This is a genomic window from Sphingomonas sp. NPDC079357 (assembly GCF_044901155.1).
In the GTDB taxonomy this organism is placed as follows: domain Bacteria; phylum Pseudomonadota; class Alphaproteobacteria; order Sphingomonadales; family Sphingomonadaceae; genus Sphingomonas.
Genome location: NZ_JBJDOM010000009.1, coordinates 41366 through 65148, shown reverse-complemented (window position 1 = coordinate 65148; position 23783 = coordinate 41366). Strand labels below are relative to the sequence as shown.

Below are 23783 nucleotides of genomic sequence, written 5' to 3'. Positions count from 1 at the left end.
GGATTGCTTCGCTACGCTCACAGTGACGGACTCACCCGAAAGAACCTCATGGCCGATAATGATTCCGTCCTCGCCGCCGCGGCCGTCTGGAAGGGCGAGCCGCTGGCGCTTGCCACGGTCGTCTCGACCTGGGGCTCGGCACCGCGGCCGCGTGGGAGCCATATGCTCGTCCACGCCGACGGACGGTTCGAGGGCTCGGTCTCGGGCGGGTGCGTCGAGGGCGATATCCTCGACACCGCCGCGCAGGTGATCGCGGGCGCGCCGTTCACGGTGAAGACTTATGGCGTCGCCGACGACAGTGCGTGGCAGGTCGGCTTGCCGTGCGGCGGCGAAATTTCAGTGATGGTCCAGCCGGTCAGCGCGGAGGGCTTCGACCCCGAATTGTTCGACCGTATCGCCGCGGCGCGCGCGGCTGGCGAGTCGCTGACCGTCACCACCGACCTGTCCACCGGGCACGCCGATCTGCGCCCGCAGGAGACGGGCGAGATGTTCGTCAACCGCTACGATCCGCCCCGCCGGCTGCTGATCGTCGGGGCGGTGCAGATCGCGCAAAGCCTCGCTGCGCTGGCGACGACGCTGGGGATAGAGGTGGTGGTGATCGACCCGCGCGGGCGGTTCCTAACCGAGGAGCGCTTTCCGGGCATCACGCTCGACGATCGCTGGCCCGACGAGGCGGTGGCGGCGTGGAAGCCGGGGCGTGCGACCGCGGTCGTGACGCTGAGCCACGACATCAAGATTGACGATCCCGCGCTGATCGCCGCGCTGGCGAGCGACGCAGCCTATGTCGGTGCGCTGGGCAGTCGCCGCAGCCATGCCGCGCGGCGGGAGCGACTGGCGGCGTCGGGCGTTGACCCCAATCAGCTCGACCGCATCGATGGCCCGGTGGGCATCGACATCGGCGCGATCGGCCCGGCGGAAATCGCATTGTCGATCGCCGCCGCGATGGTGGGAGCCTTTCATGATCGCCGTTGAAGACACCGTCCTGATCCTGCTGGCCGCTGGTCGCTCCGACCGGTTCGGCGAGGGGAACAAGCTGGAGCAGCAATTTCTTGCGCGCCCGCTGGGGCTGCATGTCGCGGTCGCGCTGGAGGACATGCCGTTTCGTGAACGGATCGTCGTCGTCGACGGCTGCACGATCGACTATGCCGCTCATCGCTTCACGGTACTGCATAACAACGCCACGGATCGCGACATGGCGTCGTCGGTGCGGATGGGGGTCGATTGTGCGCGGGCGCGTGACGCCAAGGCGGTGATGATCGCGCTCGCCGACATGCCGCGAGTCACCGCGGCGCATATCTACCGGCTGTTTGACGCCGCCGCCGATCTGGATGGCAAGGCCGTGGTCGCGTCAAGCGACGGCACCACCCCACGCCCCCCGGTGCTGTTCGGGTGCGATCGGTTCGATGACGTGCTGGCGATCACCGGCGATCAGGGCGCGCGCGACCTGATCCAGGCGGGCCGGCATGTCGTCGCGAATGCCGCCGAGCTGATCGACGTCGACACGCGCGAGGATCTGGAGCGGCTCCGCGAGCTGGTCCATGCGCCGGAGGCATTGATGCGCCCCGACTCGCACCTGCTGCGGGCCGGATCGAGCGAGGAGCGCCGCGCGGCGTTCGACGGGACGCTGTAAAGTCTGTTCACCGAAGCAGACTAGGTGGAGCAGGCCGTAGCGAGCCGCACCGCCGTCATTCGTGTCGAAGTGCGTCGATCGGGTTGAGCGCCGCGGCCCGACGCGCCGGGAAATAGCCGAAGACGACGCCGATCACCGCCGAGATCGCGAAGGCGACCATGTTGATCTGCGGATCGAACGTCCATGGCACGTCGAGCAGCGGCGTCAGCCCGGCGATCACCGCCTGCGCGATCACCAGCCCGATCAGCCCGCCGAGACACGACAAGACCACCGCCTCGACGAGGAATTGCAGCAGCACCTCGTTGGCGACCGCGCCGATCGCGAGCCGGATGCCGATCTCGCGCGTGCGTTCGGTGACGCTGACCAGCATGATGTTCATGATTCCTATCCCGCCGACCACCAGACTGATCGCCGCCACCGCCGCGACGATCCGCGTCAGCGCGGTGGTGGTGCCGGTCAGCGTGTCGCTGATCTGCTTGGTATCGAAGATGTTGAAATTGTCTTCGCGCCCGTCGGTGATCGTGCGGCGTTCGCGCAGCAGATCGGTGATCGCGGACTGCACCCCGGCGGTCTGGTAGCGCTGGTCGACGCCGACCAGCATCAGCCGGATGTCGCGACTCCCGGTGAAGCGGCGCTGGACCGCCTTGATCGGCATGATGACGACATCGTCCTGATCGCCGCCGAACCCGGCCTGCCCGCGCGTGCTGAGCGTGCCGATCACGTCGCAGCTGACATCGCCGAGCCGGAAGCGCTCGCCGACCGCCTCGCCGCCGCGGAACAGGTTCTGGCGGACGGTATTGCCGATGATGCACACCGCCTTGCCGGCCTGTTCCTCGGGCGTCGTCCAGTAGCGCCCGCTGGCGAGCGGCCATGGCTGGACCTGGAAATAGGCGGCGGTGGTGCCATTGATCGTCGTCGACCAGTTGGCGCCTTCGTAGATCGCGGTCGCGCTGGCCTGCGCCTGCGGGGCGACCGCAGTGACGCCGGCGATCTGCGTTGCGATCGCGGTCACGTCCTCGGGGGTGAAGTCGGGCGGGCGCGGGCCGCCGCCGCCGCGGCCGAAGCCCTGCCCGGGGCGGATCTGGAGGATGTTGGTGCCGAGCGCGGCGATCTGCGACTGGACCGCGGCGGTGGTCGCCTTGCCGAGCGTCACCATCGTCACCACCGCGCCGACGCCGATGACGATCCCGAGGATCGTCAGGAACGAGCGCAGGATGTGGCGGCGGATCGAGCGCAGCGCGAGGAGGAGCGTGGTGCCGAACATGTTACTTCCCTCTCCCCTGGACAGGGGAGAGGATAGCGCAGCTTGCGAGCTTGCTCGCTAGCGAAGCTTGGTGAGGGGTCGAGCGCGCCTCGGGCGCGCGCGGCGCTGCACGCCGCTGACCCCTCACCCAACTGCGACTAGGCGGCATAGCCGCCAAGTCCCCGCAACCCTCTCCCCTTTCAGGGGCGAGGGATGTGAAAACCTTCACGACACCTTCTCCCCCTGCGCGTGCTGAGCCTCGATCCGCTCGACCAGCCCGTCCTTGAAGTGGACGACGGTGCGCGCGAAGGCGGCCATGTCGGGTTCGTGGGTGACCATCAGCACGGTGATCCCGCTCTCGCGATTGAGGTCGGTGAGCAATTCCATGATCTCGATCGAGCGCTCCGAATCGAGGTTGCCGGTCGGCTCGTCGGCGAGCAGCACGTCGGGGCGGGTGACGATCGCGCGCGCGATCGCGACGCGCTGCTGCTGGCCGCCCGACAGTTCGGCGGGGGTGTGATCCCACCAGCGGTCGAGCCCGACCTTCTCCAGCGCCGCCATCGCAGTCGCGCGCCGCGCGCGCTTCTCGTCGCCGCGGTAGAGCAAGGGCAGCTCGACATTTTCGAGCGCGGTGGTGCGGCTCAGCAGGTTGAAGCCCTGAAACACGAAGCCCAGATAGCGGCGGCGCAGCAGTGCGCGCTCGTCACGGTCGAGCGTCTCGACGTGATGCCCGCGGAACAGGAACGTGCCCGCCGAGGGTACGTCGAGGCAGCCGAGGATGTTCATCGTCGTCGACTTGCCCGACCCCGACGGCCCCATCACCGCGACGAAATCGCCGGAAGCGATGTCGAGGTCGACGCCCTTGAGCGCCTGAAATTGCGTCGCGCCCTGACCATAGACCTTGGTCACGTTGCGCAACGCGATCAGGGGCGCGGCCTCACTGGCCACGCGACCGGCCGCCCTTCGTCGCGCCGCCCGCCGCGCCCGCGCTCTCGCCCGCCGCGAGTTGCCCGGTGATGACCTGCTGCCCCGGCTGGAGCGCGCCGGCGGTCACTTCGGTCAGCGTGCCGTTGGTGTCGCCGGTCGTCACCTGCACCGGCTGCGGCGTGCCGTCCGCGCCCTTGACGTAGACGGTCTGGGTCGCGCCGCGCCCGAGCGTCGCGCTGCGTTGCGCGGCGTTGCGGCGTGGCGGCCCGGCGAGGATCGTGCCGGTGATCCCGCCGCGCTTGCCACCAGCCGCGCTCGGCTTGAACCGGAAGGCGGCGTTGGGGACGAGCAGCACGTTCTGGCGATCGGCGGTGACGATGTCGGCGGTCGCGGTCATGCCGGGGCGCAGCTGCAACGTCGGGTTGGCGACGGTCAGGTCGGCGGCATAGGACACCACCTGCCCGCTCGTGCTGGTGCTGCTTGTGCTGCTCGACGACGACGCGGTCGCGTTGCTGACGGTCAGGTTCGAGCCGAGGTCGACGCGGGTGATCGCCGCCGGGAAGGTCTTGCCGGGGAAAGCGTCGACGGTGAAGGTGGCCTTCTGCCCGACCTGCACCTCGCCGACATCGGCCTCATCGATCGCGACCTCCAGCTTCATGCGCGTCAGGTCCTCGGCGATGACGAACAGGGTCGGGGTGTTGAACGACGCCGCGACGGTCTGGCCCGGATCGACCTGTCGCGCCAGCACCACGCCGTTGACCGGCGAGCGGATGATCGCGCGCGCGCGCTGCGTCTGCTGCTGCGACAATTGCGCGCGCGCGGCGGTGACGTTCGCCTCGGCGACGTTGAGCGCAGCGCGGGCGCGTTGCGCATCCGCCTGCCCGGTCTGAAGCTCGGTCTTCGACGGAACGCGGCCCTTCGACAGCCGGTAGACCTCGTTGAGCCGCGCGAGCTGTGCCTGCGACTCGGCCAGCGTCGCGCGCGCCTGCGCGACCTGCGCCTCGTTGGCGGCGAGCGTCGCCTTGGCGGCGTTGATCTGGTCGTCGATCTGCTCGGGGTCGATCAGCGCCAGCGGCTGCCCGGCGGTGACGCGGTCGTTGACGTCGACCACCACCTTGGTGACCAGCCCCGACAGCTGCGAGCCGACCGTGACCTGATTGGTTGGCGCCAGCTTGCCGGTCGCCGAAACCGAGACGGTCAGCCGCCCGCGCGTCACCGGCGTGGTGGCGTAATCGACCTTGTCGGGATCGCCGAACACGCAGCGCGACAGCAACAGCCCGACCAGCACGACGGCGGCGAGCACCAGCACCCATTTGCCCCAGCGCCGCCACGCCGGCTGCGGCTTCACACCGAGGAAATCGTCGAGATTGGGATCGGCCATCAGGGATTCCCGTTGGTGGGGGCGGGCGTCGGGGCGGGTTGGGCGAGCGTCGGCGCGGGGGCGACGCGCGGCGGGGCAGTCGGCACGGTCGTGCTGTCCCACCCGCCGCCAAGCGCCGCGAAGAGCTGGACCAGCGCGGTCGCCTCGTCGGCGCGCGCCTGTGCCGCGCTGTTGCGGGTGGTGAGCAGCGTCGCTTCCTGCTGGCTGAGCGTCGTGAAATCGCTCAATCCGCTGCGATATTGTTCGCGCGACAGCAAGGCGGCGTTGCCGGCGGCGTCATAGGCGACGGCCAGTTCGCGCTCGCGGCGATCGGCGGTGTCGAGCGCGACGACGGCATTCTCGACATCCTCCAGCGCGGTCAGCACAATGCCCTTGTAGGCGGCGAGCGCGGCATCGGCGGCAGCCTCCTGCCCGCGCACCTGACTGCGTAGCCGGCCACCGTTGAAGATCGCCTGCGTCAGCCCCGCGAACAGCCCGCCCGTCACGGTGTCGAGCAGCGAGCCGACGCTGTTGGCGCGGGCGTTGATGTTCCCACTGAAGGCGAAATTGGGATAGAGCGCCGCCTGTGCGACGCCGATCTGCGCGGTGGCGGCGGCGAGCGCGCGCTCGGCGGCGCGCACGTCGGGGCGCTGGCGGAGCACGTCGGCGGGGATGCCGATCCCGGCGGGCGGCGTGCCGGTCGGGATTGCGCGCACCGTGGCGAGCAACGGCTTGAGCGCGCCGGGCGCCTGTGCGGTCAGCACGCCGAGCCGCGAGACCGCGGCGTTATATTGCTGTTCGAGCGTCGGAATCGTCGCGGCGGTCTGCGCGCGCTGTTGCCGCGCCTGTTCCTGATCGAGCGACGAGACGAGCCCGGCCTGGAGGCGGAAGCCCGCGATCTCGAGATTGTCTTCCTGCAACGCGAGGCTGGCGCGGGCATTGGCGAGCTGCTGCTGGTATAGCCGCGCGAGGATATAGTTGCGCGCGGTCTCCTGCTGGACGGTCAGCAACGCGGCGGCATAATCGAAGCCCGATGCCTCATATTGCGCGCGGCTCGCCTCAATCGTGCGACGTACCTCGCCGAACAGCCCGAGCTGGTAGGAAGCGCTGCCGCCGAGCGAGAAATTGTTCGCCCCGCCCCCGCCGCCGATGTTCTGGACGGTGCCGTCGGGCAGCGTGATCGTCTGGCCACCGCCGCGCAGCGTCTCCGACCGGCTGTAGCCAGTGTTGCCGCTGAGCGTCGGCAGCAGATTGGCGCGGCTCTGCACCAGCGCCTCGCGCGCCTGCCGCAGCCGGGCGACCGCCTGCGCGGCATCGGTGTTCGCGGCGGACGCCTGCTCGACCAATTGCCCGAGCACGGGATCGTCGAACCGTTGCCACCAGCGTGTCAGATCCTCGGGCGTCGGTGCGGCGCGCACCGAATAGCCGGCGGGCACCGCCAGCTCGGCGGCGGCGGGCGGACGATAATCGGGGCCGACGGTGCAGCCGGCCATCGCCAGCGCCATCGTCGTGCAGAGAAGAACGCGCCTCATGTCGTCGTGCATGACGCAGCCATAAGGCGCGCGTCCAGCGCTAATATGTCGCGATATGTCGCGGCCGCATCATTCCAGCTCGAGAATGACCTGATCGACCGCGAGACTGTCGCCGGCCTGCGCCTGCACCGAGGCGACCGTGCCGGATTTCTCGGCGCGCAGGATGTTCTCCATCTTCATCGCCTCGACCACCGCCAGCGCCTGCCCTTCCTCGACGCGGTCGCCCGCCGCGACGTCGAGCCGCACGAGCAGGCCCGGCATCGGCGCGATCAGGAACTTCGACAGGTCCGGTGGGACCTTCTCGATCAGATGTGCGGCATAAGGCGCGACATGCGCGGGCAGCACACGGACCTTGTGGCGTGCGCCGCGCGCGGTGAGCGTGAAGCCGTCGCGCCCCTTGGCGATCGCGACGGTCAGCGGGTCGTCGCCGTCAACCTGTGCATTGCGCGCGCCAGGGGTGTAGGCGATCGCGGCGTCGAGCGGCGTGCCGTCGACCGTCACGCGGCCGTCGCGGATCGTGACGGCGTTGTCGTGGCCGTCGACGCGGGCGACCCAGTCGGTGGGCGCGGACAGGACGTGGCCGAGCTGTCCATCGACCAGCCTTGCACGCGTCACCTGTGCATGCGCGGCGACAGCGCCGACTGCGGCGAGCGTCGTCTTGAGCGCAGGGCTTGCGGGCGCGCCGTGGAAGCCGTCGGGATATTCCTCGGCGATGAAGCCGGTGGTGATCTCGCCCGAGCGGAAGCGCGGATGCTGCATCAGCGCCGACAGGAAGTGCAGGTTCGTCCCCGGCCCTTCGATCGTGAAGGCGTCGAGCGCGGCGACCTGCGCGTCGATCGCCGCCTCGCGGGTCGGCGCCCACGTCACCAGCTTGGCGATCATCGGGTCGTAGAACATGCTGACCTCACCGCCCTCGGCGACGCCATCGTCGACGCGGATGCGGACAGCGTCCTCTCCGTTGCCACCGTCATTCCCGCGCAGGCGGGACTCCAGACCCGCGGAGGTCTCGGCTCCATCGACGACATGGGTTCCGGATCCCCGCCTGCGCGGGGATGACGGGTCTTCGGTGGTCGCCGGCGGCGCGTAGCGGACCAACCGCCCGATGCTCGGCAGGAAACCGCGATACGGGTCCTCGGCATAGACACGGTTCTCTATTGACCAGCCGTCGAGCCGCACATCCTCCTGCGCAAACGACAATTTCTCGCCGGCAGCGACGCGGATCATCTGTTCGACCAGATCGAGCCCGGTGATCTCCTCGGTCACCGGATGTTCGACCTGCAGCCGGGTGTTCATTTCGAGAAAGTAGAAGCTCTCGCCGGTCTGGTCCGCGCCCGAGACGATCAGTTCGACCGTGCCCGCGCTGTAATAACCGACCGCGCGGGCGAGCGCGACCGCCTGCTCGCCCATCGCCTTGCGCATCGCGGGGGTGACGAACGGCGACGGCGCTTCCTCGACCACCTTCTGGTGGCGGCGCTGGATCGAGCATTCGCGCTCGTTGAGGTAGACGATGTTGCCGTGCTGGTCGCCGAGCAGCTGTATCTCGATATGGCGCGGGCTTTCGATGAACTTTTCGATGAACACGCGGTCATCGCCGAACGACGCCAGTCCTTCCCGCTTGGTCGCCTCAAAACCGTCGCGAACGTCCTGTTCGGACCACGCCAGCCGCATCCCCTTGCCGCCGCCGCCCGCGCTGGCCTTCATCATCACCGGGAAGCCGATCTCGGCGGCGATCCGCACCGCTTCGTCGGTGTCGGCGATCTCGCCCAGATAGCCGGGGACGACATTGACCCCCGCCGCCTTGGCGAGCTTCTTCGATTCGATCTTGTCGCCCATCGCGGCGATCGCATTGGCCGGCGGGCCGACGAAGGCGATCCCGGCCTCGGCGCAGGCGCGCGCGAAGCTCTCGCGCTCGGAGAGGAAGCCGTAGCCGGGATGGATGCAGTCGGCGCCGGTCTCCTTCGCGGCGAGCAGGATCAGCTCGGCCTTGAGGTAACTCTCCGCCGCCGGCGCCGGCCCGAGCCGCACCGCCTCGTCGGCCATCAGGACGTGCGGGCTGCGCGCATCGGCGTCCGAATAGACCGCGACGGTGGCGATGCCCATCTTCTTGGCGGTGCGGAACACCCGGCACGCGATCTCGCCGCGGTTGGCGACCAGGATTTTCTTGAACAACGGCCTCTCCTGTTTTCGTTCTTCGTCGCCCCTGCGCAGGCAGGGCCTATGTCTGTGCCGTCAGTCGCTGCGGTCTGACACGTGCGCGTCGCTCCTGTGTCAGACCGCGCGCTTCACTCGACAGACAAGGGCCCCTGCCTGCGCAGGGGCGACGATGGTTCACTCCGCCGCCTCGCACACCCGCATCGGCTCGGGCGCTTCCATCGGGCGGACGCCGAGCTTCGCGAACAGCGCCGCGTCGGCGCTGTCGCCGCGGTTGCCGGCGGTCAGCAATTTGTCGCCGGTGAAGATCGAGTTCGCGCCCGCCATGAAGCACAAGGCCTGCGTCGCCTCGCCCATGCTCTCGCGCCCGGCCGACAGCCGCACCATGCTGAGCGGCATCGTGATCCGCGCGACCGCGACGGTGCGGACGAACTCGATATCGTCGATCTTGGCGAGCGGCGTGTCGGCGAGCATGTCGCCGAGCACCGTGCCCTTGACCGGCACGAGCGCGTTGACCGGGACGCTTTCAGGGTGGCGCGGCAAGGTGGCGAGCGCGTGGACGAAGCCGACGCGATCGGCGCGGGTCTCGCCCATCCCGACGATCCCGCCGCAGCAGACGTTGATCCCCGCCGAGCGAACGTTCTCGAGCGTGTCGAGCCGCTCGCCGAAGGTGCGCGTGGTGATGACGTCGCCGTAGCGCTCGGGCGAGGTGTCGATATTGTGGTTGTAGTAATCTAGCCCCGCGTCGCCGAGCCGCTGCGCCTGCTCCGGCGTCAGCATCCCCAACGTCATGCAGGTTTCCATCCCCATGCCGCGCACGCCCTCGATCATCTGGATGATCGCGTCCATGTCGCGGTCCTTGGGGTTGCGCCACGCCGCGCCCATGCAGAAACGCTGCGAGCCGGCGTCCTTTGCCTCAGCGGCGCGCTGGAGCACGGCCTGCACGTCCATCAGCTTGGTCGCCTTGACCCCGCTCTCCGCCGCCACCGACTGCGAGCAATAGCCGCAATCCTCCGGGCAGCCGCCGGTCTTGATCGACAGGAGCGTGCAGAGCTGCACCTCCGACGGCGCGTGGTGCGCGCGGTGGACGGTCTGCGCGCGGTACATCAATTCGTCGAACGGCAGGTCGAACAGGTCGGCGATCTCCTCGCGCGTCCAGTCGGTGCGGGTCGTCGTCTCGGTCAGCGTTGCCACATCAGGTCCTTCAATTGCGTGGTGCGCTCCTTGGTCAGCCGCGCCAGACACTGCAAGCGCGCCATCGGCTGTAGCGAGCCGCCGGCGAACTCGCCGCCTTCGATCGTGCACTGTCTGTCGCGGAACGTCAGCCAGGCGCGCTGGCTGGCGAGCGTCGCGGCGGCATAGCCGAAGCCGTCGCGCGCGGTGGCGTCGCGGCGCTTCATCGCGGCATAGGTTCGCGGCCATTGCGCGTTCATCGCCGCGTCGGCGCGCTTGTAGCTGGCGGCGGCCTGCGCGTTCATGTCGGCTTGCGTCTGCGCGGCGGCGGGGGTGGAGAGCATCATTATCGCTGCCGTCACCGCCAACATTGCCGTCCTTCCGGCGAAGGCCGGGGTCCAGTTGAGGGACCTTCCCGCATCTCGCTTGCCGCCCGCAACTGGACCCCAGCCTTCGCCGAGGTGACGGGAGAAGGTAGGGTTACGGCGGAACAACGTCATCATGCGGCTTCTCCTTGCGGGGGCATGTTGTGGCCGAGCAGTCGCAACACTTCCTCCGCCGCGGTGATGAGATTGGTGCCCGGCCCGAAGATCGCCTGCACGCCCGCGTCGAATAGCGCCTGGTAATCCTGCGCGGGGATCACCCCGCCCGCTATCACCTTGATGTCGGCCCGCCCGGCATCGCGCAGATGGCCGATCAGCTCGGGGATCAGCGTTTTGTGCCCCGCCGCGAGGCTCGACGCACCGACGATGTCGACGTCTTTCGCCAGCGCCAGCACCGCGGCCTCCTCCGGCGTCTGGAACAGCGGCCCCGGCACGATCTCGAAGCCGAGATCGCCGAACATGCTGCTGACCAGATTGGCGCCGCGGTCGTGACCGTCCTGCCCCATTTTTGCGACCAGCATCCTGGGTTTGCGGCCGAGCCGGCGCTCGGTCGCGGCGACGCCGTCCTCCAGCCGCAACCAGCGCGCGTCATCGGTATAGGCGCCGCCATAGACGCCCTTCACCGGCGTCGGCTGCGTGCCGTAGCGGCCGAATACATCCTCCATCGCCGAGGAAATCTCGCCGAGCGTGGCACGCGCCCGCGCGCACTCCACCGCGAGCGCGAGCAGATTGGCATCGCCGCGTGCGCCCTCGCGCAGCGCGTCGAGCGCCGCGCGCGCCGCCGCCTCGTCGCGCGCCGCCTTCACCTGCCGGATGCGGCGGACCTGTGCGTCGCGGACCGCCTGATTGTCGATCGCGAGGATCTCGACCGGGTCCTCATTGTCCTTGCGGTATTTGTTGACCCCGACGATCACGTCCTCGCCGCGGTCGACGCGCGCGGCGCGGGCGGCGCTCGCTTCCTCGATCATCGCCTTGGGCCAGCCCGCCGCGACCGCCTTGGCCATCCCGCCCTCGCGCTCGACGCGCTCGATGATCGCCCAGGCGTCGTCGACCAGCCGCTTGGTCAGCGCCTCGACGTAATAGCTGCCACCGAGCGGATCGACGACGTTGGTCATCCCGGTCTCTTCCTGGATCACCAATTGCGTGTTGCGCGCAATCCGCGCCGAGAAGTCGGTCGGCAACGCGATCGCCTCGTCGAGCGCATTGGTGTGGAGCGACTGCGTGCCGCCGAGCATCGCCGCCATCGCCTCGATCGTGGTGCGCATGACGTTGTTGTACGGGTCCTGCTCGGTCAGCGAGACGCCGCTGGTCTGGCAATGGGTGCGCAGCATCTTGCTACGCTCGTCCCTCGCGCCGAGCTGCGTCATGACGCGGTGCCACAGCACGCGTGCGGCGCGCAGCTTGGCGATCTCCATGAAGAAGTTCATGCCGATCGCGAAGAAGAAGCTCAGCCGCCCGGCAAATTTGTCGATGTCGAGCCCGGACGCGACGCCGTATTTCACATATTCCATGCCGTCGGCGATGGTGAAGGCCAATTCCTGCACCTGCGTCGCGCCGGCCTCCTGCATGTGATAGCCGGAGATCGAGATGCTGTTGAACTTCGGCATCTCGGTCGAGGTGTAGGCGAAAATGTCGGAGATGATCCGCATCGACGGTTCGGGCGGGTAGATATAGGTGTTGCGGACCATGAACTCCTTGAGGATGTCGTTCTGGATGGTCCCGTCGAGCAGTTTGCGGTCGACGCCCTGTTCCTCGCCCGCGACGATGAAGAAGGCGAGGATCGGGATCACCGCGCCGTTCATCGTCATGCTGACCGACATCTGATCGAGCGGGATGCCGTCAAACAGGATCTTCATGTCCTCGACCGTGTCGATCGCCACCCCGGCCTTGCCGACATCGCCGGCGACGCGCGGATGGTCGCTGTCGTAGCCGCGATGCGTGGCGAGATCGAACGCGACCGACAGCCCCTTCTGCCCCGCCTTGAGGTTGCGGTGATAGAAAGCGTTCGATTCCTCGGCGGTCGAGAAGCCGGCATATTGGCGGATCGTCCACGGGCGGCCGGCGTACATCGACGCGCGCACCCCGCGCGCGAACGGCGCGAAGCCGGGCAGGCCGGGGTCCCAGCCCTCCACATCCGCGGGCGTGTAGAGCGGCTTGACGTCGATCCCCTCGGGGGTGTGCCACGTCAGGTCGCGGCCCTTCACCTCCTTCGCGACGGCGGCGGCCCAGCTTTCGGTGCCGGTCGGCGCGGGTGTGCCGGTCGTTGCAGCCGCGCCGCTATCTTCGCCGAGGTTGCGCTCGTCGCTCATCTTCAGCGGCCCTCGAACACCGGCGTGCGCTTCTCGCCGAACGCACGCACCGCCTCGGCGAAGTCGCGGGTGTGGCCGGCGCGGGTCTGGTTTTCGCGCTCGACCGCCAGCGACTGGTCGAGGTCGAGCGACAATGCGGCGGCGACCTGCTTGCGGATCATTCCGATCGCGACCGACGGCCCGGCGGCGAGCTTTGCCGCCAGCTTCTGCGTTTCGGCGAGCACCTGTGCGTCGTCGACGACGCGTGTCACCAGCCCGGCGGCGAGTGACTCGTCGGCGGACACGCGCTCGCCGAGCAATGCCATTTCCAACGCCTTCGTGCGTCCCGCCGCCTTGGCGACCAGCCAGGTCGCGCCGGCGTCGGGGACCAGCCCGATGTTGACGAAGGCGAGCAGCACATAGGCCGACCGCGCCATGACGCTGATGTCGCCGAGCAATGCCAGCCCGAGCCCCGCGCCGACCGCCGGGCCGTTGATCGCGGTGAGGAACGGGACGTCGAGCGCGGCGACCTTGCGGACGAACGGATTGTAGCTGGTGTCGAGCGATTCGCCGAGGTCGCGCGGCATCGGCGCACCGCCGTCGCCGACGAGGTCGGCGCCCGAGCAGAACGCGCCGCCGGTGCCGGTCAGCACGATCGCGCGCGCGCCTTGCTCCAGCGCGGCGTCGATCGCGGCGGTCAGCTCGGCGAAGACGCGCGGGGTCAGCGCGTTCATTCGCGTCGGGCGGTCGATCGCGAGCGTCGCGACGCGGTCGGTCAGGCCGAAGGTGATCGTCTCGTACGTCAATGCGCGCCCTCCTGCGGCGTTTCCATCAGTTCGACCAGCACCCCGCCCATGTCGCGCGGGTGGACGAAGACGATCGGCGTGCCATGCGCGCCGATCCGCGGTTCGCCGAGGATCGTCGCGCCCCTTGCGGTGAGGTCGGCGACGGCGGCGTGGATGTCGGGCACCTCGAAACAGACGTGATGCTGCCCGCCGGCCGGATTCTTCCTGAGGAAGCCGGCGATCGGTGACGTGTCGTCACAGGGTTCGATCAGCTCGATCTGCGTGTTGGGCGCGTCGATGAAGCACACCTTCACGCCCTGTGCGGGCAGGTCGAACGGCTCGCCGATCGCCTCGGCGCCGAGCAGCGTGCGGTAGGCTTCGATCGCGCGGGCGATCGACGGCGTGGCGACGCCGACGTGGTTGAGGCGGCCGAGGGTCATGCGCGTGTTCCCGCCATCATCGCTAGCGTAGCGAAGTGGTGACGAGTGGAATCACAGCGGAATATTGTCATGCTTCTTCCACGGGTTCTCCAGCGCCTTGTTGCGCAACTTGCGCAGGCCGAGCGCGATACGGCGGCGGGTGGAGTGGGGCTGGATCACCTCGTCGATGAAGCCCTTGCTCGCCGCGACGAACGGGTTGGCGAAGCGCGCTTCATATTCGGCGGTGCGCTCGGCGATCTCTTCGGGTGTGCGGCCGCGGAAGATGATCTCGACCGCGCCCTTCGCGCCCATCACCGCGATCTCGGCGGTGGGCCATGCATAGTTCAAATCGCCGCGTAAGTGCTTGGAGGCCATCACGTCGTACGCGCCGCCATAGGCCTTGCGGGTGATGACGGTGATCTTGGGCACGGTTGCCTCGGCATAGGCGAACAGCAGTTTCGCGCCGTGCTTGATGATGCCGTTATGCTCCTGTGCGGTGCCGGGGAGGAAGCCCGGAACGTCGACGAAGGTGACGATCGGGATCTCGAACGCGTCGCAGAATCGTACGAACCGGGCGGCTTTTCGACTGGAATTGATGTCGAGCACGCCGGCCAGTACCATCGGCTGGTTCGCGACGAAGCCGACGGTACGCCCTTCGATGCGTCCGAAGCCGCAGATGATGTTGCCGCCGTGCGCGGGCTGGATCTCGAAGAAGTCGCCCTCGTCGACGATCTTCGCGAGCAGCTCGTGCATGTCGTACGGCTGGTTGGCATTGGCGGGGATCAGCGTGTCGAGGCTCGGCTCGGCGCGGTCCCACGGATCGTCGGTCGGGCGCTCGGGGACGCCCTCACGGTTCGAGGACGGCAGGAAGTCGATGAAGTCGCGCGCGGCCAGCAAAGCCTCGATATCGTTGTCGAACGCGACATCGGCGACGCTGGTCTTGGTGGTGTGCGTCACCGCGCCGCCCAGCGCCTCCTGCGTCACGACCTCGTTGGTGACGGTCTTCACCACGTCGGGTCCGGTGACGAACATATAGCTCGAATCCTTCACCATGAAGATGAAGTCGGTCATCGCGGGGGAATAGACCGCCCCGCCCGCGCACGGCCCCATGATGAGGCTGAGCTGCGGCACGACGCCGCTCGCCAGCACGTTGCGCTGGAACACCTCGGCATAGCCGCCGAGCGACGCCACGCCCTCCTGGATGCGCGCGCCACCCGAATCGTTGAGGCCAATCACCGGCGCGCCGACCTTGAGCGCCATGTCCATGATCTTGCAGATCTTCTGCGCATGGCGTTCAGAGAGCGAGCCACCGAAGACGGTGAAGTCCTGCGAGAAGACGAATACCAGCCGGCCGTTGATCGTCCCCGACCCCGTGACGACGCCGTCCCCGGGCACGACCTGGTCCTGCATACCGAAGTCGGTGCAATTGTGCTCGACGAACATATCGAGTTCCTCAAAGCTGCTTTCATCGAGCAGCACGTTGAGGCGTTCGCGCGCGGTCAGCTTGCCCTTGGCGTGCTGCGCGTCGACGCGCTTCTGCCCGCCGCCGGCGCGGGCGGCGGCACGGCGGTTTTCGAGTTCGGCGATCGTCGATGACATTCTTCTCTCCCGGACGCGGGAAGCGTTGTGCCCGGCGGGGCGCGGTGGAGCAAATGTGAAGTTGCGAACTTGCGAAGGCGCACGTTGCAAACGTCCGTCGCTCCTGCGTAGGCAGGGGCCTATGACTGTTTCGTTGGGCGATACGCCTGTCACCGCCAGCGAGGCTTCTGTATCGATGATCTGCGAGCACGGTACAGACATGGGCCCCTGCCTTCGCAGGAGCGACGGCGAGTGAAAGCGCGCCTCTATGCCGGGGCGCAGTTGCGCGCGTTGCGAGTCAACGCGCAGCTCAACCAGCGCGCGATGGCGGCGCGGCTGGGGCTGTCGGTCAGCTATCTCTCGCAGCTCGAAAGCGACGAGCGTCCGCTGACCGCCGCGGTGAGCGCCGCACTGGCGCAGCATTTCCCTGCCGCGCTCGCCGATATCGAAGGTGTGGTACCGGCGCGGCGACTGGTGGCGTTGCGCGAGGCGCTCGCCGACCCTGCCGTCACGCCGCTGCCGCCCGACGAGGTCGCGCAACTGGCGGAGGAGCGTCCGGCGCTAGCCGACCGGCTAATCGCGCTCCACGCCGCCAAGCGCGCCGCCGAGGAACGCGTCGCGCTCGCCGAGGAGGCGCTGACCGCGGGGGTGGGCGCGCGCCTGCCGTGGGAAGCGGTGCGCGACTGGTTCCACGAGGCGGGCAATTACGTCGACTCGCTCGATCGCGCCGCCGAGAACTGGGCGCAGGCGCAGGACGCGATGCCGATCGAGGGCGCGCTGGCCGCGCACGGGGTGACGCTGGCCGCCGAGGCGCGCGAGGATGCGCCGCTGGCGCGCTTCGACGGTCACGTGCTGCACCTCAACGCCGCGCTGCCGCCGGAAAGCCGCCGCTTTCTGATCGCGCATCGCATCGCCGCGCTGGCCTTCGCAACGCCGATTGCGGCGATCGTCGCGGCATCGGGGCTCGCGCAACCGGAGGCACGGCGGCTGCTGGCGATCGGGCTTGCCAATTATGCGGCCGGTGCGTTGCTGATGCCCTATCGGGCGTTTCGCGATGCGGCGCGGGAATTGCGCCACGACATCGACCGGCTGTCGCGGCGGTTCGGCGCCAGCTTCGAACAGGCGTGCCACCGGCTGTCGACGTTGCAGCGCCCGGGCGCGGAGGGCATCCCCTTCTATTTCTGTCGCGTCGACATGGCGGGCAACATCACCAAGCGCCATTCCGCGACCCGGCTGCAATTCGCGCGCTTCGGCGGCGCCTGCCCGCTGTGGCACGTCCATGAAGCGGTCGCGATCCCCGACCGGATCCTGGTGCAACATGCCGAGACACCCGATGGCGTCCGCTATGTCTCGATGGCGAAGGGGCTGGTGAAGCCGTCCGGGCGGTTCGCGCGGGCGCCGCGCCGCTACGCCGTCGCATTGGGATGCGAGGCCGCGCATGCCGCCGACTTCGTGTACGCCGATGCGGTCGACTTGCGTGCGGCGACCCCGATCGGGATCAGTTGCCGGCTGTGCCCGCGATCCGATTGCGACCAGCGCGCCTTTCCGCCAACCGACCGCGCGATCGTAGTGGAGGCGGGGGTGCGCGGGGTCGTTCCGTACCGCGTAGTTTAGGCCCGTTCCGGATCTTAACGCGATGTAAAACCCCTTTGACATAATAGTTGGCCAGATCAATTTTGATTTCGTGAAGGCCGTGGTGATGAAAAATCTTGCGATTGGCCGCAAACTCTTGCTCGCATTTGGAATTCTTGCGCTTTTGCTGGTAGCGATGGCCGGAATGTCACTGTGGACGCAAGCGCGACTCAATCATTCGACCGAGGTGCTGGGGAAGGATCGCCGCGACAAATTGGTGGCGATCGCGACCATCAACACCGCCACGTCCGACTATCGCATTGCCGAGGCGACGGTGATCCTGTCGCTCGAACCCGACAAGATCCGCGACGCCGAGCAGGCGGCGTCGGCACAAATGCAGCTGATCGACAGGAACATGACATACCTGGACGGGGCGCTGGTCGCCCCGGAGGCCCGCGCGTCGTTCGCGAAGTTCCGCCGACTCTGGGCCGCGTTCATCGCCCGCTCCGAAGTGACCCGCCGACTGGGCGCGGCCAATCTCAATGACCAGGCGATGCAAGCGTTTCGCGCCAGTCAGCCGGTTTTCGACCAGGCCAATGCCGAGGCGGCAGCCTCGCAGCGCATCCAGGTCAGGCTGATGGAAACGGAGATGGATGCGGCAAACGATCTCTACACCTTCTCGCGCGCGCTGGCGCTGGCGCTGGTCGCAGCGGCGCTGGTGCTGGCGGGGCTGTTGCTGATCGCGTTGATCCGCGGGATCGCCACCCCGATCAAGGCGATGACCGAGGCGCTCGGCAGGCTGGCGGGGGGCGATCTACACGCGCAGGTCGCCGTCGACGAGCGCGCCGACGAGGTCGGGCAACTCGCCAAGGTGATGGTGCAGTTCCGCGATCAGCTCGCCGCCGCCGAGCGCGCCAAGGAAGAGCAGACCGCGCTGATCGTCGACAATATCGGGCGCGGGCTGAGCGCGCTGGCGCAGGGCGACCTGACGGCGCGGATCGATGCTGAGCTGACCGGGCCGTTCGCCAAGCTGAAGAGCGACTTCAACGGCGCGATGACCGCGGTGTCCGCGGCGATGGCGGCGGTGACGACCAGCGCGACGGGCATCACCAACGGCGCCAACGACATCCGGCAGGCGTCGGACGACCTGTCGCAGCGCACCGAGCAGCAGGCCGCATCGCTGGAGGAAACCGCCGCGGCGATGCACGAGATCACGACGACGGTGAAGGAAACCGCCGAGACCGCGTCGCGCGCCGATGCGGTGGTGGTCGAGACGCGCCGCGATGCCGAGGCGTCGGGTGACGTCGTGCGCCGCGCGGTCGAGGCGATGAACGGCATCGAACGCTCGTCGAGCGAGATCAGCGAGATCATCGCGGTGATCGACGGCATCGCCTTCCAGACCAACCTGCTGGCGCTGAACGCGGGTGTCGAGGCGGCGCGCGCGGGCGACGCGGGCAAGGGCTTTGCGGTGGTTGCCAGCGAAGTGCGCGCGCTGGCGCAGCGTTCCGCAGACGCGGCGAAGGACGTGAAGAGCAAGATCACCGCCTCTACCGAACAGGTCGATCTGGGCGTCGGGCTGGTCGCCGAGGCGGGGGCGGCCTTGCAGCGGATCACCGCGCGGATCGGTGAGATCAGCACCCTGGTCGGCAACATCGCCTCGGCGGCCGATCAGCAGGCGACCGGCTTGCAGCAGGTGAATACCGCCGTGTCGGAGATGGACGGAGTGACGCAGCAGAATGCGGCGATGGTCGAGGAAGCGACCGCCGCGGCGCGCAGTCTGGTCGAGGAAACCGATGTGATGGCGCGCGAAGTCGGGCGCTTCCGGCTGTCGGCCGGCACGACGGGCTATGCCGCACCCGCGGCGTCGCCGGTCCACCAGCTACAGGCGCGCGCGGCGCACGCCGGCGCCCGGATCGCCGCCAGTGCCCGCAGCCGTGGCGCGGCGGCGGTCGCGGTGCAGGACGACTGGTCGGAGTTCTGAAAAAGCCCCTCCCCCTCGGGGGAGGGGTTGGGGTGGGGCCTGACAATGGGCACCGGCTTCGCAGCGCTGCCCCACCCCCGGCCCCTCCCCTGAAGGGAAGGGGTGAAGAGAAGACTAGCGGAACTGTCTACTTCCGCTCCCACGCCTTCGTGCCGCCGATCCACGTCTCCAGCACTTTCGTCTGGCGCAGATCCGCAGGCGTCGCGGTCATCGGATCGCGGTCAAGCAGCAGGAAGTCGGCGCGCTGCCCCGGCGCCAGCGTCCCGAACTTCTGCTCGGCGAAGCCGGCGTAGCTCGCGCCGCCGGTATAGGCCCACCACGCCTGCTCGCGCGACACCGCCTGTTCGGGGTGCCAGCCGCCGACCGGCTGCCCATCGGCATCGGTGCGCGTGAACGCCGCCGCCCAGCCCGCCCAGGGGTCGGGCTTCTCGACCGGTGCGTCGGAGCCGAACGCGAGCGTCGCGCCGTCGTCGAGCAACGTCTTCCATGCATAGGCGCCCGCCAGCCGGGCTTGCCCCAGCCGCGCCTCCGCCATCACGCGGTCGCTGGTCTGGTGCGTTGGCTGCATTGAGGCAATGATGCGGTATTTGCCGAACGCGGCCATATCGACCGGATCGACGATCTGTGCATGTTCGATCCGCCAGCGACGGTCGCCCTTGTAGGTCTCGGACAGTTCGGCGATCGCGTCGAGCACCTGTTTGTCAGCGCGGTCCCCGATCGCATGAACCGCGACCTGATAGCCGTCCATCGCGGCGCGGCTCATGATGTTCTGCAACTGGTCGTCGGCGAGGAAGCCTAGCCCGCGCTGACCCGGGGCGTCGGCATAATCGGCCTTCAGCCACGCGCCGCGCGAGCCGAGCGCGCCATCGGCGTAGAGCTTGACGCCTTCCAGCCGCAGCCGGTCGTCGTACAGCCACGGCGTCGGCCCGGTGCCGCCGATCGTCACCGCGCTGTCGATGCCGAGCCCGTAGGACATGATGCGGACGCGCAGCGCGTTGATGTCGCCCATCCGGCGATAGGTCATCCAGTCGTCGACGCTGGTGCCCATGTCGGCGATCGCGGTGACACCGTAGCCGAGCAGGATCTGCTGCGCCTTGAGGAAGGCGGCAGTGCGGTCCTTGGGGCTGACCTTCGGCACGACGCGCTCGACCAGCTCCTTGGCACGATCGACCAGCACGCCGAGCGGTTTCTCGACGCGCCCGCCTGCGGGGGCCTGCGTCGCGGCGGTGACACCGGCGAGCTTGAGTGCGGCGCTGTTCGCCCAGCCGGCATGGCCGTCGGCGCGCGCCAGCCAGACCGGGCGGTCGCCGACCACCGCGTCGAGATCGGCGGCGGTCGGAAAGCGGCCGAGCTTCCACACTTCCTGGTTCCAGCCGCGCCCGATGATCCACTGCCGGTCCGGGTTGGCGCGCGCGTATTCGGCGATCTTCGCCTTGGCCTCGTCGAGCGAGCGCGTGTCCGACAGGTCGAGCGTCAGCGCCGCCAGCCCCAGCTCGATAACGTGGCCGTGTGCGTCGATCATGCCGGGGACGAGCACGCGCCCCTTCATGTCGGCGCGCCAGTCGTAGCGCGGTCCGGGGTTCTTCTTGGTCGGCTTGGGCGGCTGTTCGTCGGGCGCGATCAGGCGGACGACCTTGCCCTGTGCGTCGATCACCATTGCCTTGAAGCGCACCACCTGCCGGTCGCGGTTGAGCGTCAGGCCGGTGACGTTGTCGATCAGCGCGTCGGCACCCGCGGGGAGCGTCGTCGCAAGGCCGGCGAGCGCACCCAGCGCGGCGGTGAGATGGCGTCGGTTCATGTCCGCTGCCATATGGAAGCGGCACGGCTTTGGCGAGGGATGTCATGCGGCGGGTGATGGGGTTGATCTTGCTGGCCTTGGCGGTGCCGGCGATGGCGCAGACGACGGTCGCGACGAAGACCGCCACGCTCGACTTCTCCTATATTTACCCCGCCGCCGCCGCGCGGATCGCGCCCTTGCGGCGCTGGCTCGCCGCCGATCGCGCGCGGCTGCGGAGCCGGGCCGCCAAGGTGGCCGCGGACGACAGGCGCGAGGCAGCGAAGGGTCGTTTCCCGTTCCACCAGCACGACGCCACCCGCGAATGGAAGGTGGTCACCGAAACGCCGCGGCTGCTGAGCCTGTCGGGGGAGACCTACCGTTTTACCGGCGGCGCACACGGCAACACCGCGCTGGAGCCGCTGGTGTGGGACAAGGCGACCGCGCGGCGGGTCGATCCACGCGCAATGTTCGAATCAGCCGCGGCGATGCAGCGGGTGCTGGGGCCGGGCTGGTGCGAATGGCTGAAAGGCGAGCGGCGTCGGCGGCTGGGGAGCGAGCCGGGGAACGACGATATCTTTCCCTGCCCGCCAGTGTCGGATCTGACGGTCCTGCTCGGCTCGACCGACCGGCGTGCGATCGACCGCATCGGGCTGATCGCGGGGCAATATGTCGCGGGCTCCTATGCCGAGGGCATGTACGAGATGACGGTGCCGGTGACCCCGGCCTTGCTGGCGATCGTGCGGCCGGAGTGGCGCGAGGCGTTCGCGGCGAAGTGAGGTCGCCCCTGCCTGCGCAGGGGCGACGGAGTCCGGGTCGCGCGGGTGTTCCTTTCGTAACGGTGTTCCGCTACGTCCTGCGGATGGCAACACAGCTCGCGTCCGTCCCTGCCCTGCCCGTCTCGATCGAGGACGTGCGCGCCGCGCAGATACGCATCGGCGACGCAATCGTGCGGACGCCGACGCTGATCAGCCAGACATTGTCGAAGATGACCGGCGCGACCGTGTATCTGAAATTTGAAAATCTTCAGTTCACCGCAGCTTACAAGGAGCGCGGCGCGCTCAACACCCTTTTGCAACTGTCCGAGGAAGCGCGCGCCAAGGGCGTGATCGCGGCGTCGGCAGGCAATCATGCGCAGGGCCTCGCCTATCACGGCAACCGGCTGGGCGTGCCGGTGACGATCGTGATGCCGCGCAACACGCCGGTGGTGAAGGTGGTGCAGACGCAGGGGCACGGCGCGACCGTGATCCTGGAGGGCGAGAATTTCGACGCCGCCTACGCCCATGCGCGCGTGCTGGAGGCGGAGCGCGGCTTCACCTTCGTGCATCCGTTCGACGATCCGCGGATCATCGCGGGGCAAGGCACCGTCGCGCTGGAGATGCTGGAGGAGCATCCCGAGATCGACCTGCTGGTGGTGCCGATCGGCGGCGGCGGGCTGATCTCCGGCATGGCGACGGTCGCGCGCGCCGCGGATCGCCCGATCGAGGTGGTCGGCGTTGAGGCGGAGCTGTATCCGTCGATGTACAATCGCATCAACGGCACCGACATGCCGTGCGCGGGCGATACGCTGGCCGAGGGCATCGCGGTCAAGGAGCCGGGCGGGATCACCGCGCAGATGGTCGCGCAACTGGTCGACGATATCGTGCTCGTCTCCGAACGCTCGCTGGAGGAGGCGCTGAGCCTGTTGCTCCAGATTGAGAAGACGGTCGTCGAGGGCGCGGGCGCGGCGGGGCTCGCCGCGCTGCTGGCGCATCCCGAGCGGTTCCGCGGGCGGACAGTCGGCGTCGTGCTGTGCGGCGGCAATATTGACACGCGGCTGCTCGCCAACGTGCTGCTGCGCGATCTGGCGCGATCGGGGCGGCTGGCGCGCTTGCGGCTGCGGCTGCAGGATCAGCCGGGCGCGCTCTACAACGTGATGCGCGTGTTCGATCGCGAGCGCGTGAACATCATCGAAATCTATCACCAGCGCGTCTTCACGACGCTGCCCGCCAAGGGCCTGATCACCGATATCGAATGCGAATCGCGCGACCGGGCGCATCTCGACCGGTTGATGGTCGGGCTGCGTGAGGCGGGGTTCGAGGTGAGCACGGTCGAGCTGGCCTGACAAAAAGCGTTACTTTTTGTGCCAAAGCGGCATTTCGCGCGCGATGCGACATCGCCTATGTTGGCATTGACCGCTAAGACGATGGGCAGGGGCATGGACAGCGAAGGAAAGGGTCGGCACGCATGACGGCACCGTTCCGCTTCCCGCGCTTCTTCGTCACCAGCCCGCAGCCGTGCCCGTACCTGCCCGGCCGGCAGGAGCGGAAGGTGTTTACCGAATTGTCCGGCCCGGAGGCGGGCGAGCTGAACGACGCGCTCGGCCGGATCGGCTTCCGCCGCAGCCAGTCGGTTGCCTACCGCCCGAGCTGTGCGGGGTGTGCCGCCTGCGTCTCGGTGCGGGTCCGCACGCAGGAGTTCGAGCCCAATGCGACGCAGCGCAAGCTGGTCCGCCGCCACGCCGACCTCGACGTGTCGGCGTGCCGTCCATGGGCAACCGACGAGCAATATACGCTGATGCGCCGTTATCTGTCGGCGCGGCATCCCGGCGGCGGGATGGCGGCGATGGACGAAAGCGACTTCGCCGACATGATCGAGCATTCGCCGGTCAATTCGGTGGTGGTCGAGTATCGCGAGCCGTCGGATGGCGCCCGGCCCGGGAAGCTGGTCGGCTGTTGCCTGACCGACCGGCAGGCGGACGGGCTGTCGATGGTCTACAGCTTCTTCGACACCGATCAGGATGCGCGCCCGGCGCTGGGCAACTACATCATCCTCGACCATATCGCGCGCGCGCGCGAGGCGGGGCTGCCGTATGTGTATCTCGGCTACTGGGTGAAGGGGTCGCAGCGGATGGCGTACAAGACGCGCTACCGCCCGATCGAGATGCTCGGCACGCATGGCTGGGTGCTGATGCCGGAGGATGCGGCGGCGCCGGTGACCGTTTGAAG

General features: G+C 68.5%; 19 protein-coding genes. 7 read left to right on the top strand and 12 right to left on the bottom strand.

Going from position 1 to position 23783, the window contains the following annotated elements; genetic code table 11:
* The first annotated feature begins 48 nt into the window (after positions 1-48).
* Complete coding sequence (locus ACI2JO_RS18140; RefSeq protein WP_404722006.1) at positions 49-972, top strand: XdhC family protein; 924 nt, start codon at positions 49-51, stop codon at positions 970-972.
* Positions 959-1630: an NTP transferase domain-containing protein gene (locus ACI2JO_RS18135; RefSeq protein ID WP_404722005.1), complete on the top strand. Its 672-nt coding sequence runs from the start codon at positions 959-961 to the stop codon at positions 1628-1630. Before ACI2JO_RS18140 ends, ACI2JO_RS18135 begins: the two co-directional genes overlap by 14 nt.
* Before the next feature lie 55 nt (positions 1631-1685).
* Here ACI2JO_RS18135 and ACI2JO_RS18130 read toward each other — a convergent pair whose 3' ends face one another.
* The 11 genes from ACI2JO_RS18130 to ACI2JO_RS18080 form a co-directional block, all read right to left on the bottom strand.
* On the bottom strand, positions 1686-2894 hold the full coding sequence (locus ACI2JO_RS18130) for an ABC transporter permease (protein ID WP_404722004.1): 1209 nt from the start codon (positions 2892-2894) through the stop codon (positions 1686-1688).
* A 204-nt stretch (positions 2895-3098) separates the two neighbouring features.
* Positions 3099-3821 carry an ABC transporter ATP-binding protein gene (locus ACI2JO_RS18125; RefSeq protein WP_404722003.1) on the bottom strand — a complete coding sequence of 241 codons (723 nt, stop codon included), beginning with the start codon at positions 3819-3821 and terminating at the stop codon, positions 3099-3101.
* Positions 3811-5181, bottom strand: a complete 1371-nt coding sequence (locus tag ACI2JO_RS18120; RefSeq protein WP_404722002.1) for an efflux RND transporter periplasmic adaptor subunit — start codon at positions 5179-5181, stop codon at positions 3811-3813. Before ACI2JO_RS18120 ends, ACI2JO_RS18125 begins: the two co-directional genes overlap by 11 nt.
* Positions 5181-6692, bottom strand: coding sequence for an efflux transporter outer membrane subunit (locus ACI2JO_RS18115; protein ID WP_404722001.1), 1512 nt, complete (start codon positions 6690-6692; stop codon positions 5181-5183). The genes ACI2JO_RS18120 and ACI2JO_RS18115 overlap by 1 nt, the downstream gene beginning before the upstream one ends.
* 69 nt (positions 6693-6761) lie before the next feature.
* Positions 6762-8861, bottom strand: a complete 2100-nt coding sequence (locus ACI2JO_RS18110; RefSeq protein ID WP_404722000.1) for a biotin carboxylase N-terminal domain-containing protein — start codon at positions 8859-8861, stop codon at positions 6762-6764.
* A 159-nt stretch (positions 8862-9020) separates the two neighbouring features.
* Positions 9021-10037 carry a biotin synthase BioB gene (bioB, locus tag ACI2JO_RS18105; protein WP_404721999.1) on the bottom strand — a complete coding sequence of 339 codons (1017 nt, stop codon included), beginning with the start codon at positions 10035-10037 and terminating at the stop codon, positions 9021-9023.
* Positions 10025-10519, bottom strand: coding sequence for a lysozyme inhibitor LprI family protein (locus ACI2JO_RS18100; protein WP_404721998.1), 495 nt, complete (start codon positions 10517-10519; stop codon positions 10025-10027). Before ACI2JO_RS18100 ends, bioB begins: the two co-directional genes overlap by 13 nt.
* Complete coding sequence (scpA, locus tag ACI2JO_RS18095) at positions 10516-12708, bottom strand: methylmalonyl-CoA mutase (protein ID WP_404721997.1); 2193 nt, start codon at positions 12706-12708, stop codon at positions 10516-10518. The genes ACI2JO_RS18100 and scpA overlap by 4 nt, the downstream gene beginning before the upstream one ends.
* 2 nt (positions 12709-12710) lie before the next feature.
* Complete coding sequence (locus tag ACI2JO_RS18090) at positions 12711-13493, bottom strand: enoyl-CoA hydratase-related protein (protein ID WP_404721996.1); 783 nt, start codon at positions 13491-13493, stop codon at positions 12711-12713.
* Positions 13490-13912, bottom strand: a complete 423-nt coding sequence (gene mce / locus ACI2JO_RS18085; protein WP_404721995.1) for a methylmalonyl-CoA epimerase — start codon at positions 13910-13912, stop codon at positions 13490-13492. The genes ACI2JO_RS18090 and mce overlap by 4 nt, the downstream gene beginning before the upstream one ends.
* Positions 13913-13963: 51 nt before the next feature.
* The gene (locus tag ACI2JO_RS18080) at positions 13964-15490 is read right to left on the bottom strand and encodes an acyl-CoA carboxylase subunit beta (RefSeq protein WP_404721994.1); all 1527 of its coding nucleotides are present in this window, start codon (positions 15488-15490) and stop codon (positions 13964-13966) included.
* A 231-nt stretch (positions 15491-15721) separates the two neighbouring features.
* On the opposite strand from ACI2JO_RS18080, the gene ACI2JO_RS18075 reads away from it, so the two are divergent.
* On the top strand, positions 15722-17083 hold the full coding sequence (locus tag ACI2JO_RS18075) for a short-chain fatty acyl-CoA regulator family protein (protein ID WP_404721993.1): 1362 nt from the start codon (positions 15722-15724) through the stop codon (positions 17081-17083).
* 85 nt (positions 17084-17168) lie between these two features.
* Positions 17169-19022, top strand: a complete 1854-nt coding sequence (locus ACI2JO_RS18070) for a methyl-accepting chemotaxis protein (protein WP_404721992.1) — start codon at positions 17169-17171, stop codon at positions 19020-19022.
* A gap of 127 nt (positions 19023-19149) precedes the next feature.
* Here ACI2JO_RS18070 and ACI2JO_RS18065 read toward each other — a convergent pair whose 3' ends face one another.
* A complete protein-coding gene (locus ACI2JO_RS18065) occupies positions 19150-20820 on the bottom strand; it encodes an amidohydrolase (RefSeq protein WP_404721991.1) in 1671 nt (556 codons plus the stop codon).
* Between the two features lie 56 nt (positions 20821-20876).
* Between ACI2JO_RS18065 and ACI2JO_RS18060 the strand changes: the two genes are divergently transcribed.
* From ACI2JO_RS18060 to ACI2JO_RS18050, 3 genes are all read left to right on the top strand, one after another.
* Positions 20877-21575 (top strand): DUF4163 domain-containing protein, encoded by a 699-nt coding sequence (locus ACI2JO_RS18060; protein ID WP_404721990.1) that lies wholly within the window; start codon positions 20877-20879, stop codon positions 21573-21575.
* A gap of 83 nt (positions 21576-21658) precedes the next feature.
* Positions 21659-22900, top strand: coding sequence for a threonine ammonia-lyase (locus tag ACI2JO_RS18055; RefSeq protein WP_404721989.1), 1242 nt, complete (start codon positions 21659-21661; stop codon positions 22898-22900).
* 122 nt (positions 22901-23022) lie between these two features.
* Positions 23023-23781 carry an arginyltransferase gene (locus tag ACI2JO_RS18050; RefSeq protein ID WP_404721988.1) on the top strand — a complete coding sequence of 253 codons (759 nt, stop codon included), beginning with the start codon at positions 23023-23025 and terminating at the stop codon, positions 23779-23781.
* Positions 23782-23783 lie beyond the last annotated feature (2 nt).